11 protein-coding genes are annotated in these 16,000 nt (G+C 71.4%); 5 read left to right on the forward strand and 6 right to left on the reverse strand.

From position 1 onward, the window contains the following. The 5 genes from nicT (at position 1) to ABD366_RS07900 (ending at position 6,576) form a co-directional block, all read left to right on the forward strand. Positions 1-1,122 (forward strand): Nickel transporter NicT, encoded by a 1,122-nt coding sequence (nicT, locus tag ABD366_RS07880; RefSeq protein ID WP_324776532.1) that lies wholly within the window; start codon positions 1-3, stop codon positions 1,120-1,122. A gap of 79 nt (positions 1,123-1,201) precedes the next feature. After that, a complete protein-coding gene (locus ABD366_RS07885) occupies positions 1,202-2,392 on the forward strand; it encodes a CaiB/BaiF CoA transferase family protein (RefSeq protein ID WP_324776530.1) in 1,191 nt (396 codons plus the stop codon). 383 nt (positions 2,393-2,775) lie between these two features. Next, complete coding sequence (locus ABD366_RS07890; RefSeq protein WP_324776528.1) at positions 2,776-4,008, forward strand: hypothetical protein; 1,233 nt, start codon at positions 2,776-2,778, stop codon at positions 4,006-4,008. A gap of 212 nt (positions 4,009-4,220) precedes the next feature. After that, positions 4,221-5,720: an MFS transporter gene (locus tag ABD366_RS07895; protein ID WP_324776526.1), complete on the forward strand. Its 1,500-nt coding sequence runs from the start codon at positions 4,221-4,223 to the stop codon at positions 5,718-5,720. 124 nt (positions 5,721-5,844) lie between these two features. Further along, entirely contained in the window at positions 5,845-6,576 is a 732-nt protein-coding gene (locus ABD366_RS07900; RefSeq protein WP_324776524.1) for a dienelactone hydrolase family protein, read from the forward strand. Between the two features lie 90 nt (positions 6,577-6,666). On the opposite strand, the gene ABD366_RS07905 is transcribed toward ABD366_RS07900, so the two are convergent. From ABD366_RS07905 to ABD366_RS07930, 6 genes are all read right to left on the reverse strand, one after another. Next, entirely contained in the window at positions 6,667-8,631 is a 1,965-nt protein-coding gene (locus tag ABD366_RS07905) for a M13 family metallopeptidase (RefSeq protein ID WP_324776522.1), read from the reverse strand. 108 nt (positions 8,632-8,739) lie between these two features. After that, positions 8,740-10,962: an NADP-dependent isocitrate dehydrogenase gene (locus ABD366_RS07910; protein WP_324776520.1), complete on the reverse strand. Its 2,223-nt coding sequence runs from the start codon at positions 10,960-10,962 to the stop codon at positions 8,740-8,742. 59 nt (positions 10,963-11,021) lie between these two features. Then, positions 11,022-12,578 carry an ABC transporter ATP-binding protein gene (locus tag ABD366_RS07915; RefSeq protein ID WP_324776518.1) on the reverse strand — a complete coding sequence of 519 codons (1,557 nt, stop codon included), beginning with the start codon at positions 12,576-12,578 and terminating at the stop codon, positions 11,022-11,024. Further along, positions 12,575-13,465 (reverse strand): ABC transporter permease, encoded by an 891-nt coding sequence (locus tag ABD366_RS07920; RefSeq protein WP_324776515.1) that lies wholly within the window; start codon positions 13,463-13,465, stop codon positions 12,575-12,577. Before ABD366_RS07920 ends, ABD366_RS07915 begins: the two co-directional genes overlap by 4 nt. Beyond that, positions 13,462-14,415 (reverse strand): ABC transporter permease, encoded by a 954-nt coding sequence (locus ABD366_RS07925; RefSeq protein ID WP_324776513.1) that lies wholly within the window; start codon positions 14,413-14,415, stop codon positions 13,462-13,464. Before ABD366_RS07925 ends, ABD366_RS07920 begins: the two co-directional genes overlap by 4 nt. Beyond that, entirely contained in the window at positions 14,412-15,983 is a 1,572-nt protein-coding gene (locus ABD366_RS07930) for an ABC transporter substrate-binding protein (RefSeq protein WP_324776509.1), read from the reverse strand. Before ABD366_RS07930 ends, ABD366_RS07925 begins: the two co-directional genes overlap by 4 nt. Between the last annotated feature and the right edge of the window lie 17 nt (positions 15,984-16,000).

Consider the following 16,000-nt stretch of genomic DNA (forward strand, 5'->3'; position numbering starts at 1 on the left):
ATGACCCTGCCCGGAAACTCCCCCGCGCGGCCCACCGGCCCGCACCCCCACCCGGCCTTCCGCTGGCGCCGCGAGGACACCGTGCGCACCGCGGGTCTCATGGCGGTGATCGCCGCGCTGCACATCGTCGCGTTCGGCGTGCTGTTCCTCCTCGTCGTCCCCGAGCACTACGAGGTCGGCAACAAGGCCTTCGGTATCGGCCTCGGCGTCACCGCGTACACCCTCGGGATGCGGCACGCCTTCGACGCCGACCACATCGCCGCGATCGACAACACGACCCGCAAGCTGATGGCGGACGGCAAGCGGCCCGTCTCCGTGGGTTTCTGGTTCGCGCTCGGCCACTCCAGCGTGGTCGTCGCGATGGCCGCCCTCGTCGCGGGCGGCGCGGCCCTCGCGGGCACCCTGCTGAACGACGAGTCCGGCACCCACCAGGTGCTCGGCATCGTCGGCACCACCGTCTCGGGTACGTTCCTGTACCTCATCGCCGCGCTCAACCTCGTGGCGCTGCTGGGCATCCTGAAGGTCTTCCGGGCGATGCGCGAGGGCTCGTACGACGAACGCGCGCTGGAGCAGCACCTGGACTCACGGGGTTTCATGAACCGGATCCTCGGCCGTTTCACCAGGTCGATCACCCGCCCGGGGCAGATGTATCCGCTCGGTTTCCTCTTCGGCCTCGGCTTCGACACGGCGACCGAGGTGACCTTGATGGTGATGGCCGGCAGCGGCGCCGCGGCGGGGCTGCCCTGGTACGCGATCCTGTGTCTGCCCCTGCTGTTCGCCGCGGGCATGAGCCTGTTCGACACGCTCGACGGGACGTTCATGAACTTCGCCTACCAGTGGGCGTTCTCCAACCCGGTGCGCAAGGTGTTCTACAACCTCACCATCACCGGCCTGTCGATCGCGGTCGCCTTCTTCATCGGCACGATCGAACTCGTCGGCGTCCTGCACGAGAAGCTCGGCCTCACCGACGCGGTGACGGGGTGGATAGCCGGGCTCGACCTGGACAACGTCGGCTATGTCATCGTCGGTCTCTTCGTCGTGGTGTGGGCGGCGGCGATCGCGTACTGGCGCCTTGCCAGGGTCGAGCAGCGCTGGTCCACGCGGGCCGCCGAGAGCGGCTGAGGATCCTGCCCGCCGGGCGGGCGTGAGCGTCGCATACCGTGCAGCACGACGACACCCGTACGAGCACGGAGGACCCCGGATGAGCGCCGCCCACCTGCCCCTCGACGGCGTCGCCGTCGTCAGTCTGGAACAGGCGGTGGCCGCGCCGTTCGCCACGCGCCAGCTCGCCGACCTCGGCGCACGGGTGATCAAGATCGAGCGCCCGGGCGGGGGCGACTTCGCGCGCCGCTACGACGAGACGGTGCACGGCCAGTCCAGCCACTTCGTGTGGCTGAACCGCTCGAAGGACTCGGTGACGCTCGACGTCAAGACGGCCGGCGGGCGCGCGGTCCTGGAGCGGCTGCTCGCCGGCGCGGACGTCTTCGTACAGAACCTGGCGCCGGGCGCCGCGGCCCGCCTCGGTCTGTCCGCGCGGGAGTTGGCGGAGCGCCACCCGGATCTGATCGTCTGCGACATCTCCGGCTACGGCAGCGACGGGCCGTGGGCGCACCGCAAGGCGTACGACCTCCTCGTGCAGTGCGAGACGGGCGTCGTGTCGGTGACGGGCGCGCCCGACGCCCCGGCCAAGGTCGGCATCGCGATCGCCGACATCGCGGCCGGCATGTACGCGTTCTCCGGCATTCTCACCGCACTGTACGAGCGGCGGGCCACGGGCACCGCACGCGCGGTGGAGGTGTCGCTGTTCGAGGCGCTCGCGGAGTGGATGGGCTACCCCGCCTACTACACGGCGCATTCGGGCCGGCAGCCGCAGCGGGTCGGCGCAGCGCACGCGACGATCGCTCCCTACGGCCCCTACGACGCGGCGGACGGCGGGACGGTCCTGCTGGCCATTCAGAACGAACGGGAGTGGGCTTCCTTCTGCGCCGTGTTCCTGGACGACGCCGCCCTGGCCGAGGACCCGCGCTTCCACCGCAACTCGGCCCGGGTCGCGCACCGCGCCGAGCTCGACGCGATCGTCGCGGCCCGCTTCGCCGAGCTCGACGCGCGCGAAGCGGTCGCCCTGCTGGAATCCGCCAAGGTCGCGAACGCCCGCCTCAACACGGTCACCGACTTCCTCGACCATCCGGTCCTGAGCGGCCGTGACCGCTGGCGCGACGTCGCCACCGAGGCCGGACCCGTCCGCGCGCTCGTCCCCCCGGCGACCCTGCGGGACGTGGAACCCCGGATGGACCCGGTCCCGGCGGTCGGCGAACACACGGATGCGGTCCTGAAGGAGTTCGGCTACGACACGACGACGATCCGGGAGCTGCGGGCCCAGGGGGCGCTTTAGCACAGCAGGCGTCGCAGCAGCCCTTGCAGCAGGCGTTGCAGCAGACGCCGCAGGGGGCGCTTGAGGGGCGCGCGAAGACGGGCCGTTCGGCCCACCACAAGGGTCACTCGGCCCGCTCCCGCCGAAGGCCCTCACTGAGATGCTGCTGCACGGAGCCTCCCGTGGCCTCGCTCTCCCGCCGCGGCGCACGGTCGAGGCCCGGGCCCGCCGGCCGCAGGAGGGGGAACTGCGACCGGCGGGCCCGGTAACGGGGCACCGGATCACCGCCGGACCGCGGCCGCGACACATCTGGCGTAACGGCACGTCAGGGACGCTCGGCGGTATGCGGAGCGATAAGGTATCGCGTCGACCCGCACCCGTCCCGAGCACTCAGGAGTACGTACGTGACCGTAGCCACCGACTCGTCCGAGGCAGCCGTCCCGTCCGGTGAGGACACCGGGGACACGTCCGCCGCGGAGCCGATGTCCACGTCCGACGTGCCGCAGGCGCGCCAGGCCGGCGCGGACACGCCCGAGAACTTCTGGCAGCCCCCGTCGGACCCCGCACCCGAGTCCGAGCCCGAATCGGCGTCCGAGGCCGACGCGAGCGAGGCCGATGACGATGACGACGATGACCTCCTCGCCGAGGTACCGGAGTCCATCACCCGCGACGCCCACGAATTCGGCGAATACGCCCGTACCGGCGGCTGGACCTTCGCCCTGAAGGTGGCCCGCAGCGTGCGCCCCGGCGGCCAGCCCGCGGGCGAGACCTCCAAGGTCTCGGCGCGCAGGTTCGCCGAGCTGGCGGGCTGCTCGGCCGACCGCGTCATGCGCTTCTACAAGGCGTGGGACAAGGCGGCGGACGACGGCGTGGTCCCGCAGTTCGAGGCTCTCGCGCCGGGCGCCGACGTCGAGCTCCCGGACGCCGACCTCTGGCTGTCGTACTACGTCTCCCGGTCCAGCGCCGCCTCGGTGCGCGGCCAGGCGATCACCGAGGCCGCCGAGGCCGAGGGCATCCGGCCCACCAAGGCACTGGAGGTCGCGGAGAACCCGACGGCGCTGCGGGCCGCGATCCTCGCCGACCCGGGCACCGCGGAGGCGGCCCGCAAGGCGCTGATGGACCGCCTCGGCGAGGACCCGGCGCTGCGCTCGGGCCTGGCCCGCGACATCGTGCGCGCCGACGACCTGAAGAAGGCCGTGGCCGAGGAGTCCAAGACCGGCGACCGCCTCGAGTACGTGCGCAAGATCGCCGAGGAGGGGCAGGTCAAGACGCCTGCCGGGCAGAAGATCGAGGCTCCGCAGCAGTTGCGCGAGGAGGCCGAGCGCCATCTGTCCCTGATCGACGAGCTCGACGAGGACGAGGAGGCGGGCGAGTGGGCCCGCGAGGCGTACGACTCCGTGCGCACGCTCGTCGCGGAGGCCGTCGAGTCGGACCCCGCGCTGCGGGTGCAGGAGCGGCGCGCGAGGTTCTACAGCAGTTTGCAGAAGGCCACCAAGGCCTTCGAGGAGCTGACGTTCGACGACGTCCAGGAGATCGACGACATCTACGAGGACGACATGGTGCGCCGCCTGGAGGAGCTCCAGAAGGCGATCTCGGTCTGCATCACGGCTCTCCAGACGGTCCAGCAGAAGGCCTGACCGCCCCGCCCGAACCGATCCCCGGTGCCCGGCCTCCCTTGTGGGAGTGCCGGGTACCGGCGTTTCGCCTGCGTGTCAGGCGCGTCACTCCCCTAGCGAAACGTTGCCGTTTCGCTTACGAAGTCGTACGCTCGACGAGTCGGAGAACGAAACCGTTTCGTTCTCTTATCTCCGCTTCACTTCTCCCCGCGACTTCCCTGGAGTGGCTCCACATGTCCCAGACGACCCTGGCCGACGCCACCGGCACCTCGGCCCCGCCCGGCCCACCGGCCTCGAGCAAGCGCTGGTGGATCCTCGGCATCATCGGCATCGCGCAGCTGATGGTCGTGCTCGACGCGACGATCGTGAACATCGCGCTCCCCTCCGCCCAGCAGGACCTCGGCTTCACCGACGGCAACCGGCAGTGGATCGTCACCGCGTACGCACTGGCCTTTGCCTCCCTGCTGCTGCTCGGCGGCCGCATCGCCGACCTCTTCGGCCGCAAGCCCGCCTTCCTGATCGGCGTCGCGGGCTTCGCCGGCGCCTCCGTGCTGGGCGGCGCGTCCACCAGCTTCGGGATGCTGGTGACGGCCCGCGCACTGCAGGGCGTCTTCGGCGCGCTGCTCGCCCCGGCCGCGCTGTCCCTGCTCAACACGACGTTCACCGACGCCAAGGAGCGGGCCAAGGCCTTCAGTGTCTACGGCGCGATCGCCGGCGCGGGCGGAGCGGTCGGGCTGCTGCTCGGCGGCGTCCTGACCGACGCGCTCGACTGGCGCTGGACGCTTTACGTGAACCTCGTCTTCGCCGTCGCCGCCTTCACCGGCGGCTGGATCCTGCTGAGCAGCCACCGCGACGCCGCGGGCGCCAAGCTGGACCTGCCCGGCACGCTGCTCGTCTCCGCCGGTCTGTTCTCCCTCGTATACGGGTTCTCGAACGCGGAGACGCACGACTGGAGCTCCCCGCAGACCTGGGGCTTCCTGGCCGCGGGCGCGGTGCTGCTGACCGCCTTCACCTGGTGGCAGACGCGGGCGAAGCACCCGCTGCTACCGATGCGCGTCCTGCTCGACCGGGACCGGGCCGCCTCGTTCATCACCGTCCTGATCACGGGCGCGGGCATGTTCGGCGTGTTCCTGTTCCTCACCTACTACCTGCAACTGAACCTGGGCTTCAGCCCGACGAAGACCGGTGTCGCGTTCCTGCCGATGATGGCCACCCTGATGGTCATGGCGCAGGTCTCCACCACGGTCCTGGTGCCGCGGATCGGCCCGAAGATCGTCATTCCCGCCGGGTTCGCGGTCGCCGCGGTCGGCATGGCCTGGCTCACCGGGATCGGCGCCGACTCCGGTTTCGCCACGCACGTACTGCCGCAACTGCTGCTCATCGGCGCGGGCCTGGGCGCCGTGATGCCGCCCGCCATGGCGCTGGCCACCAGCGGCATCGCCGCCGAGGACGCCGGTGTGGCCTCCGCGACGGTCAACACCATGCAGCAGGTGGGCGGTTCGATCGGCACGGCGCTGCTCAACACGCTCGCGGCGAGCGCCGCCACCAGCTACCTCGCGGGCCGCGACCCCGCGGACAAGCTGACCCGGGCGCAGGCCACGATCGAGAGCTACACGACCGCGTTCTGGTGGTCGGCGGGCTTCTTCGCCGCCGGCGCGGTCATCGCCTTCCTGCTGTACCGGCGCGGGGCCGTGCGGCAGGATCCGGAGGCGGCACCGGTGGTCCACATGTGACCCCACCGCCGTACCTCCGCCCGGGGGCCGCCGTTCGCAGGGAGACGGCGGCCCCCGCGCACGTCCGGACCCGGGCAGTGGCATCGTGGGACACGATCATCGAGCTCAGCTCAGGAGGAACATCGTGGCGGACACCCCAGACACCACCCCCGGCACTCCCCGCTCCACCGGCCGTCCGGCCCATCAGAACGTGACGTTCGACAGCAACGGCACGCCCGCCCACGGCTATCTGGCGCTCCCGCCCGGCGGCAGCGGTCCCGCCGTCATCGTCATCCAGGAGTGGTGGGGGCTGACCGACCACATCGCCGATGTGGCCGACCGCTTCGCCGCCGAGGGCTACGTGGCGCTCGCGCCGGATCTGTACGGCGGCAATGTGGCGCACGACTCCGACGAGGCGTTCCGCATGATGCAGGACCTGCCGGTGGAGCGCGGCGTCGAGCTGCTGTCGGGCGCGGTCGACCATCTGCTGTCGCTGCCCGAGGTCACCTCCGGCTCCGTCGGCGCGGTCGGCTTCTGCATGGGCGGCGGCTTCGTCCTCTACCTGGCGGCCAAGGACCAGCGGGTGAGCGCGGCCGTCCCGTTCTACGGCGTCATCCAGGGCGAGGTCCCCGACTTCTCGCAGCTGAAGGCCAAGATCCTCGGCCACTACGGCGCACGGGACGAGGCCATCCCGGTGGAGACCCTCGACGGTCTGCGCGGGGCGATCAAGGAACAGTCCGGAATCGACGCGGACTTCCGCGTCTACCCGGCGGACCACGCCTTCTTCAACGACGGCCGCCCCGAGGTCCACGACCCGGAGGCATCACGCCAGGCCTGGGAAACGACGCTGGAGTTCCTGCGTTCGCACCAGAAATAGCCCCTCCGGCGTTTGAGGAGCGGGGTCCGGGGCGGAGCCCCGAGGCGTGGGGCCGGACGGCGCCAACCGTCCGGCCCCGCCCACCTCAACTCACCAGATCCGCACGCGATCAGCGGGGTCCAGCCACAGCCCGTCCCCCACCTCCGTGGCGAACGCCTCGTGAAACTCATCAAGATTCCGCACAATATTCGCCCGGAACTCCGGCGGTGAATGCGGATCGATCGTCAGATACTGCTGCTCCTGCTCCTTGCGCCGCTTCGTGCGCCAGCAGTACGCCCAGTTGAGGAACAGCCGCTGCGACCCGCTGATCCCGTCCTCGGTGACGGGCACAGGCTCGCCCGCGAGCGAGATCAGGTACGCGGTGTGGCCGATGGTCAGCCCGCCGAGGTCACCGATGTTCTCGCCGACCGTGAGCGAGCCGTTGACGGACTCGCCGGGCAGGTTGCGCGGCGAGAAGCCGTCGTACTGCTTGATCAGCGCTTTCGACTTGCCTTCGAAGGCGGCCTTGTCGTCGGCGGTCCACCAGTCGTTGAGGTTGCCCTGGCCGTCGTACTGGGCGCCCTGGTCGTCGAAGCCGTGCCCGATCTCGTGGCCGATGACGGCGCCGATGCCGCCGTAGTTCTCCGCGGGGTCCGCGTCCGGTGAGAAGAAGGGCTTCTGCAGGATGCCGGCCGGGAAGCAGATCTCGTTCGTGCCCGGGTTGTAGTACGCGTTGACGGTCTGCGGCAGCATGAACCACTCGTCGCGGTCGACCGGCGCGCCGATCTTGGCCATCTGCCGGTCGTGCTCGAAGGCGTCGGCCGCGTACGCGTTGGCCAGCAGGTCGTCGGCGACGACGGTCAGCGCGGAGTAGTCGCGGAACCGGTCCGGGTAGCCGATCTTCGGGCGGAACGTGGCGAGCTTCTCGTACGCCCGCTCCTTCGTCTCGTCCGTCATCCAGTCGAGGGCGCCGATGGACTGCCGGTAGGCCTCCAGGAGGTTCGCGACCAGCTCGTCCATGAGCGCCTTGGACGTGGGCGGGAAGTGCCGGGCCACGTACTCCTTGCCGACGGCCTCGCCCATGGCGCCCTCGACGAACGCGACGGCGCGCTTCCAGCGGGCCCGCAGCTCAGGGGTGCCGTTGAGGGTGCGCCCGTAGAACTCGAAGTTGTTGCGGACGAACGCCGACGACAGATACGGGGCGCTGCTGCGGATCACGCGGACGAGCAGCCAGTCGCGCCACTGCTCGACGGGCGTCTCGGACAGGACCGTGGACAGGTGCGTCAGGTAGGACGGCTGCCGTACGCAGGACTGGGCGAGCGTGTCGTCGTTGCCGCCGAGCCCGGCGACGTAGGCGTTCCAGTCGAACGCCGGTGCCAGCGCGGTGAGTTCGTCGAAGGTCGTGAGGTTGTACGTCTTCTGCACGTCCCGCGTCTCGGCGCGCTCCCAGTGCCCCTCGGCGAGCCGGGTCTCCAGCGCGAGGACGGTGCGCGCGGCGGCGGCCGGGTCGGCGTGCTCGGCGAGCGTGAGCAGCTCGGTCAGGTATGCCTCGTACTTCTCGCGGGTCTCGGCGAACTTCTCGTCCCGGTAGTACGACTCGTCGGGCAGGCCGAGGCCGCCCTGGAGGATGTTGTAGAGGTAACGGTCGGAGTCGCGGTCGTCGGAGTCGATGTACGAGCCGAACAGACCGGAGCCGCCGATGCGCTCGAAGCGGCCCAGGAAGGCCGCGAGCTGCGGGACGTCGCCGAGCCCGGCCACCTCCTCGATCAGCGGCCGCACCGGGTCCAGGCCCCGCGCCTCGACGGCGTCCTCGTCCATGAACGACGCGTAGAGGTCGGCGATCTTGCGGGCCTCGGCCGCGTCGAGGCCGGTGGGGCCGCCCGCCGCGATCTCCTGAATGATCTCCCGGACCTGCTGCTCGGCGACGTCGACGAGCTGCACGAAGGGGCCCCAGCTGGAGCGGTCGTCGGGGATCGGCTCGGTCGCCAGCCACTGGCCGTTCACATGGCCGAAGAGGTCGTCCTGCGGTCGGATCGCCGGGTCCATGCCCGGGCGTGCGTCATCCAGAGTGCTCATCGCCGAAGCCTACCCAGGTCAGAGGGGGAAAAGCGTCCCGGATACGACACCGCCCCGGACGGCGTGGAGCCGACCGGGGCGGTGTTGACGAATCCGAAGATCGGAGACTTATCGGGTGAGCGTGGCCAGGGCCTCGTTCAGCGTCTGCGACGGGCGCATGACGGCCGCGGCCTTCGCCGGGTCGGGCTGGAAGTAGCCGCCGATGTCGGCCGGGCTGCCCTGCACGGCGAGCAGCTCGTCGACGATCTTCTGCTCGTTGGCGGCGAGCGTCTCGGCGAACGCGGCGAAGGCCTTGGCCAGCTCCGCGTCGTCGGTCTGCTTGGCCAGCTCCTGGGCCCAGTAGAGGGCCAGGTAGAAGTGGCTGCCGCGGTTGTCAATGCCGCCGACGCGACGGGTCGGCGACTTGTCCTCGTTGAGGAACGTGCCGGTGGCGCGGTCGAGGGTCTCGCCGAGGACCTTCGCGTGCGCGTTGCCCGTGGTGGTGGCGAGGTGCTCGAAGGAGACGGCCAGGGCGAGGAACTCACCGAGGGAGTCCCAGCGCAGGTAGTTCTCCTTGATGAGCTGCTGGACGTGCTTCGGGGCGGAGCCGCCGGCGCCCGTCTCGAAGAGGCCGCCGCCGTTCATCAGCGGGACGACGGAGAGCATCTTGGCGCTGGTGCCCAGCTCCAGGATGGGGAAGAGGTCGGTCAGGTAGTCGCGCAGCACGTTGCCGGTGACCGAGATGGTGTTCAGGCCCTGGCGGATGCGCTCGACGGAGAGCTTGGTGGCGTCCTCCGGGTTGAGGATCCGGATGTCCAGGCCCTCGGGGTCGAACTCCGGCAGGTACTGCTCGACCTTCTTGATCAGCTGGGCGTCGTGGGCGCGGCCCTCGTCCAGCCAGAACACGGCCGGGTCGCCGGTGGCGCGGGCGCGCGTGACGGCGAGCTTGACCCAGTCCTTGATCGGGGCGTCCTTGGTCTGGCAGGCGCGGAAGATGTCGCCCTCGGAGACGGCCTGCTCCAGGACGACGTCACCGGCCTTGTTGACCAGGCGGACGGTGCCCGTGGTGGGGATCTCGAAGGTCTTGTCGTGGGAGCCGTACTCCTCGGCCTTCTGCGCCATGAGGCCGACGTTCGGCACGGAACCCATGGTGGCGGGGTCGAAGGCGCCGTTGGCGCGGCAGTCGTCGAGGACGACCTGGTAGACACCCGCGTAGGAGGAGTCCGGGATGACCGCGAGGGTGTCGGCCTCGCCGCCGTTCTTGTCCCACATGTGGCCGGAGGTGCGGATCATGGCCGGCATCGAGGCGTCGATGATGACGTCGGACGGCACGTGCAGGTTGGTGATGCCGCGGTCGGAGTCGACCATGGCCAGCTCCGGACCGGCAGCGAGCTCGGCCTCGAAGGACGCCTTGATGTCGGCGCCGTTCGACAGGGACTCAAGGCCCTTGTAGATGCCACCGAGGCCGTCGTTCGGGGTGAGACCGGCGGCGGCGAGGTCCGCGCCGAAGCGGGCGAAGGTCTCGGGGAAGAACGCGCGCACGACGTGGCCGAAGATGATCGGGTCGGAGACCTTCATCATGGTGGCCTTCAGGTGCGCGGAGAAGAGGACGCCCTCTTCCTTGGCGCGGGCGACCTGCGCGGTCAGGAACTCGCGCAGCGCGGCGACCCGCAGCACGGAGGCGTCGACGACCTCACCGGCGAGGACCGGTACGGACTCGCGCAGCACCGTGGTGGTGCCGTTGTCGGCGACGAGCTCGATGCGCAGGGCGTCGGCGTCGGCGATGACGGCGGACTTCTCGGTCGAGCGGAAGTCGTTGACGCCCATCGTGGCGACGTTCGTCTTCGAGTCGGCGGACCAGGCGCCCATGCGGTGCGGGTGGGCCTTGGCGTAGTTCTTGACCGAGGCGGGGGCGCGGCGGTCGGAGTTGCCCTCACGCAGGACCGGGTTCACGGCGGAACCCTTGACCTTGTCGTAGCGGGCGCCGATCTCGCGCTCCTCGTCGGTCTTCGGCTCGTCCGGGTACGCGGGCAGCGCGTAGCCCTGCTCCTGGAGCTCGGCGATGGCCGCCTTCAGCTGCGGGATGGACGCCGAGATGTTCGGCAGCTTGATGATGTTGGCCTGCGGCGTCTTCGCCAGCTCACCGAGCTCGGCGAGAGCGTCGGGGATGCGCTGACCCTCTTCCAGGTACTCCGGGAACACGGCGAGGATGCGGCCGGCCAGGGAGATGTCACGGGTCTCGACGCGCACACCGGCGGTGGACGCGTAGGCCTCGATGACCGGAAGGAAGGAGTACGTCGCGAGGGCCGGGGCCTCGTCAGTGTGCGTGTAAATAATGGTCGAGTCAGTCACCGGGGGCTCCGCTCCACGTCTTCCGTCGTCGTCTGCAGTGTTGCTCATATTGCTCGACATCAAGATATCTCGTGCCCGGCCCATCTCCGAAAGGGCCCCGCCTCCGAGATCACGTCGGCGGCGCCCGCCTCCGTCAGCTCGCCGCCTTCCAGTACGGCTACCCGGTCGGCGAGGGCGGCGGTGTCCAGGTCGTGGGTGATGAGGACGAGCGACAGGCCGCCCCGGTCGCGCCGCAGGCCGGCGAGGGTGTCGAGGAGGCCGCGGCGGGTGACGCTGTCCAGGCCGGAGGTGACCTCGTCGCAGATCAGCACGCGGGGCCGGGCGAGCAGGGCGCGGGCGAGTGCGGCCCGCTGGAGCTCCCCGCCGGACAACTGCGCGGGGCGGCGCCGGACGAGGGCGGCCTCGAGCCCGAGCTCCTCCAGGGTGGCGAGTGCTTCCTCGCGGGCCGCGGCCGGGCTTCTTCCCCGCAGGGTGACGGCGGTGCGGGCCACCTGGTCGAGGACCGGCCTGAACTCGTCGAAGGCGGCGCGCGCGTCCTGGAAGACGTACTGCACGGCGGCGAGCTGCTCCTTGCTCCGCTCGCGTATGCCGGGGGGCAGTGCGGCGCCGTCGAGCAGGAGCTGTCCGTCGTGGTCGCGGTGCAGCCCCGCGAGACAGCGGGCCAGCGTGGTCTTGCCGCTGCCGGAGCGGCCCAGGACGGCGAGGCAGCCGCCGCTGTGCAGATCGAGCTCGGGCAGCCGCAGTACCTCCACCCGGCCGCGGGAGCCGTCCCGGTGCCGGGCCGTGAGCGCGCGCACCCGCAGCACGGGGTCGCCGGCCGCCGCCGCGGCACGCTTCCGCTCCGGTCGCGGGGCGAGGAGTTCGCGGGTCCAGGAGTGCCTGGGCGCCGACCACAGCCGCTCCGGCGGGCCCGACTCCACGACCTTGCCGTCCCTCAACACCAGTACATGGTCCGCGAGTTCACGTATGACGTCGAGATCGTGGCTCAGCAGGACCACGGCCACGCCCTGGGCGGCGACGGCCGCGAGGCGGTGCACGACGCGGCTCTTGGTCGCCGGGTCGAGACCGGTGGTCGGCTCGTCGGCGACGACGACGCGGGCGCCGAGCAGCAGCGCCTGGGCGAGGACGACGCGCTGCTGCTGTCCCCCGGAGAGCTGGTGCGGATAACGGCGCAACAGGGCCTGGAAGTCCGGGAGTTGGGCGGACTGCGCGGCACGTAGGACACGTCGGCGGGCCTCGGCGCGACGCGCTCCGCGCGGCAGGTCACGCACCTGGGTACGGGCGATGTCGCGCAGCAGGGCGTCGGCGCGGCGGGCCGGGTTGAGGACGGCGGCCGGGTGCTGCGGGACGTATCCGACGGGGCCGCCGCCCGCGACGCGCACGTCCCCGCTCACCACGGCGCCCGCGGGGTACTCCTCGAGCAGGGCGAGGCCGGTCGTGGTCTTGCCGCTGCCGGAGGCCCCGACGAGCGCGACGATCTCCCCGGGCCGTGCGCGCAGCCGGATCCCGTCGACGAGCGCGACTCCGTCGATCTCCACCCGCAGGTCCCGCAGCTCGGCGACCGGGCCCGCGGGGGGCTGCGAGGTGGCCGCGGTGGCGCTGTCCTGCCTCGTCACGTGCGGTGGTCCTTTCTCATGACGGTTCTCATGACAGTTCTCGTGACGGTTCTCGTGACGGTTCTCGTGGCGGTTCTCGTGGCGGTTCTCGTGGCGGTTCTCGTGACGGGGCGGCGCGCGCCGTCCAGCGCGGCGTCGAGGAGGAGGTTCGCCCCGGTCGTCAGGGCCACGATCAGGACCGCGGGCACGACGACGGCCCAGGGCTGCACGAACAGGCCCGTGCGGTTGCGGTCGACCATGACGGCCCAGTCCGCGGCGTCCGGCGCCACGCCCACGCCCAGGAACGCGGCCGTCGCCACCAGGTACAGGGCGCCGGTGAGCCGGGTGCCCGCGTCCGCGACGAGGGTGCGCAGACTCGCGCGGCCGACGTGCCCGACGGCCAGGCGCCACCACGTCTCCCCCTGCATCCGCAGCGCCTCGACGGCAGGCCGGGCCGCGACCTGTGCCGCGGCGGCGCGGACGATGCGGGCCGCGTCGGGGATGTTGACCACGGCGACCAGCAGCGCGAGCCCCACCGTGCCGGGCGAGAACACCGCCGCGACCAGCAGGATCAGCAGCAACGACGGCACCGCGAGCAGTACGTCGAGGGGGCGCATGAGCGTGTCCTCGATCCATCTCCGGTCCGTCAGCGCCGCGACGAGACCGAGCGGCAGTGCCACGAGGTAGGCGAGGGCCGTGGCGGCGAGCGACACGACGACGACCGTGCGGCCCCCTGTCAGCACCTGTCGCCAGGCGTCGCGGCCCATGAAGTCGGTGCCGAGCCAGTGCCCGTCGCCGGTGGTGAAGGAGACGCCCCGGGGTCCGGGATCGCCCGCGAGCAGGGGCCCGAGCAGAGCGAGCAGCAGGGGTACGGCCACGATGACGGCTCCGGGTACGAAGCGCCTCATGCAGCGACCTCCGCCCGGGGTGCGAGGCGGTGCGCGACGACGTCCGCGCCGAGGTTGAGCACCACGGTGACGACGCCGAAGACGACGGCGAGCCCCTGCACCACGGGGACGTCGCGCTCGGCGACCGCGGTCATGAGGACGGTACCGAGGCCGGGGATCACGAAGAGGGCCTCCACGACGATGACGCCGCACAGCAGCCAGTCGACGGTGCGGGCGAGTTGCTGCGCCGCCGGGGCGAACGCCGTCGGCAGCGCGTGGCCGTACCGGATGCGGGCGCCGCCGATGCCGTACCTGCGGGCCTGCGCGGTGTACGGCGCGGCGAGCGCGTCGATCATTCCGGCGCGCACGAGGCGGGCCAGGGAGCAGACGGGGCGGGCCAGGAGGACGAGGACCGGCAGGACGAGCGCAGCCGGATGGGCGAGGAGGTCCGTGCCGTAGCCGACGGCCGTCGGTGGCAGCCAGCCGAGGCGCAGCGCGAGGACCGTCACGAGGAGCACCCCGAGGGCGAACTCGGGGACCGCGTAGACGGCGAGCGTGACCGAGCTGACGAGCCGGTCGGCGCCGCGTCCCGCGTGGCGCGCGGCGAACACGCCGAGGCCGACTCCGCAGGGAACCAGGAGCAGCAGGGTGAGCGCCGCGAGGAGCAGCGTCGGGCCGAAGCCGTCGGCGAGGTACGAGGCGACCGGGCGCCCCGAGACCAGCGAGGTCCCGAAGTCGCCGTGCAGGAGGCCGCCGGCCCAGTCGGCGAGCCGTTCGTGTGCGGGGTGGTCGAGGTCCATGGCGGTGCGGATCGCCGCGATCCGCGCCGGGTCCGGCTGATCGCCTGCGAGGGCCACGGCGGCGTCGCCCGGCAGCGCCTCGGTGAGCGCGAAGACCAGCAGCACGACGGCCGCGGTCTGCGCGACGCCGAGGAGCAGCCGCCGGGCGAGCCAGGAGCGCGCTCGGCTCACGTGAGCCACACCTTGTCGAAGCGCGCCCAGTCGAGCGTGTTGGCGGGTGCCGTGCGCTCCACTCCGCCGACGTTGCGCGCCGTCGCGATGATCCAGTCGGCGAATCCCCAGACGAGGAAGCCGCCCTCGGCGTGCAGGCGGCGCTGCATGCGGCCGTACACGGCGGCGCGCGCGTCCTTGTCGCGGGTGGACTGGGCCTGCTGGTACAGCGTGTCGAAGTCCTTGTGCCGCCACTTGGTGGCGTTGGTGGTGGAGTCGGTTAGCAGCCGCTGCGAGAGGTGCGACTCGATGGGCATGGCGCCGGAGCGGTAGCAGCAGAGCGTGCCGGAGTCGAGGATGTCGCTCCAGTACGAGTCCTTGCTGCCGGTCCGCACGGTGACGGTGACACCCGCCCGTGCGGCCTGGTCACGGAAGATGCCGGCGGCCTCGGTGAATCCGGCGGCGACGTCGGACGTGTCGAGGGTGACGCGGAGTTTGTCGGCACCCGCCTGCTTCAGGAGGGAGCGGGCCCGGTCCAGGTCCTGCTCGCGCTGCGGCAGGCCGTCCGCGTAGTACTCGTATCCCTTGCCGAACAGGTCGTTGCCGATCTGCCCGGCGCCGGAGAGCGCTCCGTCGACCAGTTCCTTGCGGTCGGCGATGAGGAAGAACGCCTCGCGCACCCGTCTGTCGTCGAAGGGAGGCCGGTCGGTCTTCATCGCGAAGGCCTGCATGGCGCTGCCGCGCAGCCGCACGATCTCGATCCGGCCCTTGCCCTCATGGGCGCGGGCGGTGGCCGGATTGAGTTCGTGGGCGTACTCGAGCTGGCCGCCGAGGAGGGCGTTCACGCGCGCCGACTCCTCGTTGGCGACGACGAGTTCGAGTTCGTCGAGGTACGGGGCGCCGTCCCAGTAGTCGTCGTTGCGGCGGAAGACGGCACCTCGGCCCGGGGCGAACGACACGAGGCGGAAGGGGCCGGAGCCGACCGGTGCGCGGTCGAAGTCCGAAGCGCCCTCGGGAACGATGTACGCGCCGAACGCGGCCAGGACGTTGGGGAATTCGGCGGTCGGTCGCTTGAGGACGAACTCGACGGTCCGCTCGCCGGTCGCGCGGCTCGCCTTCAGGTCGATGGGTTCAAGGGACGCTTTGGCGCGGAACGCCTTCGCCGGGTCGGCTATGCGCCGGTAGCTGGCGAGGACGTCCCGCGCGGTGACCGGCGTGCCGTCGTGGAAGGTCGCTCTGCGCAGGGTGACCTGCCAGCGTCGGAGGGTCCGGTCGGCCTGCCATTTCTCGGCGAGGCGTGGCCGGGCGGACAGGTCGTCGTCGTAGTCGGCGAGCTTGTCGTAGAGCGCTTTGGCGCGGGCGACGTCGGCGAAGAGGTTCGCCAGGTGCGGGTCGAGGGTCTCGCTCGCGCCGCCTCCGGCAAAGGCGGCGCGCAGCCGTCCGCCGCGCCGGGGCGTGCCGGCGTCCCCCTTGCCGTCGGCGGCGGGAGAACTTCCCGCGCAGCCGGTCACGGCCAGGGCGGTGGCGCCGGACGCCGCGGCGAGGAAGCCGCGTCGGCGCAGGCCGGGGAAGGGTGTCGTGGGGTGCATGCGTACGTCCTTGGAGT

It is taken from the genome of Streptomyces kunmingensis (assembly GCF_039533535.1).
Classification (GTDB): Bacteria; Actinomycetota; Actinomycetes; order Streptomycetales; family Streptomycetaceae; genus Streptomyces; species Streptomyces kunmingensis.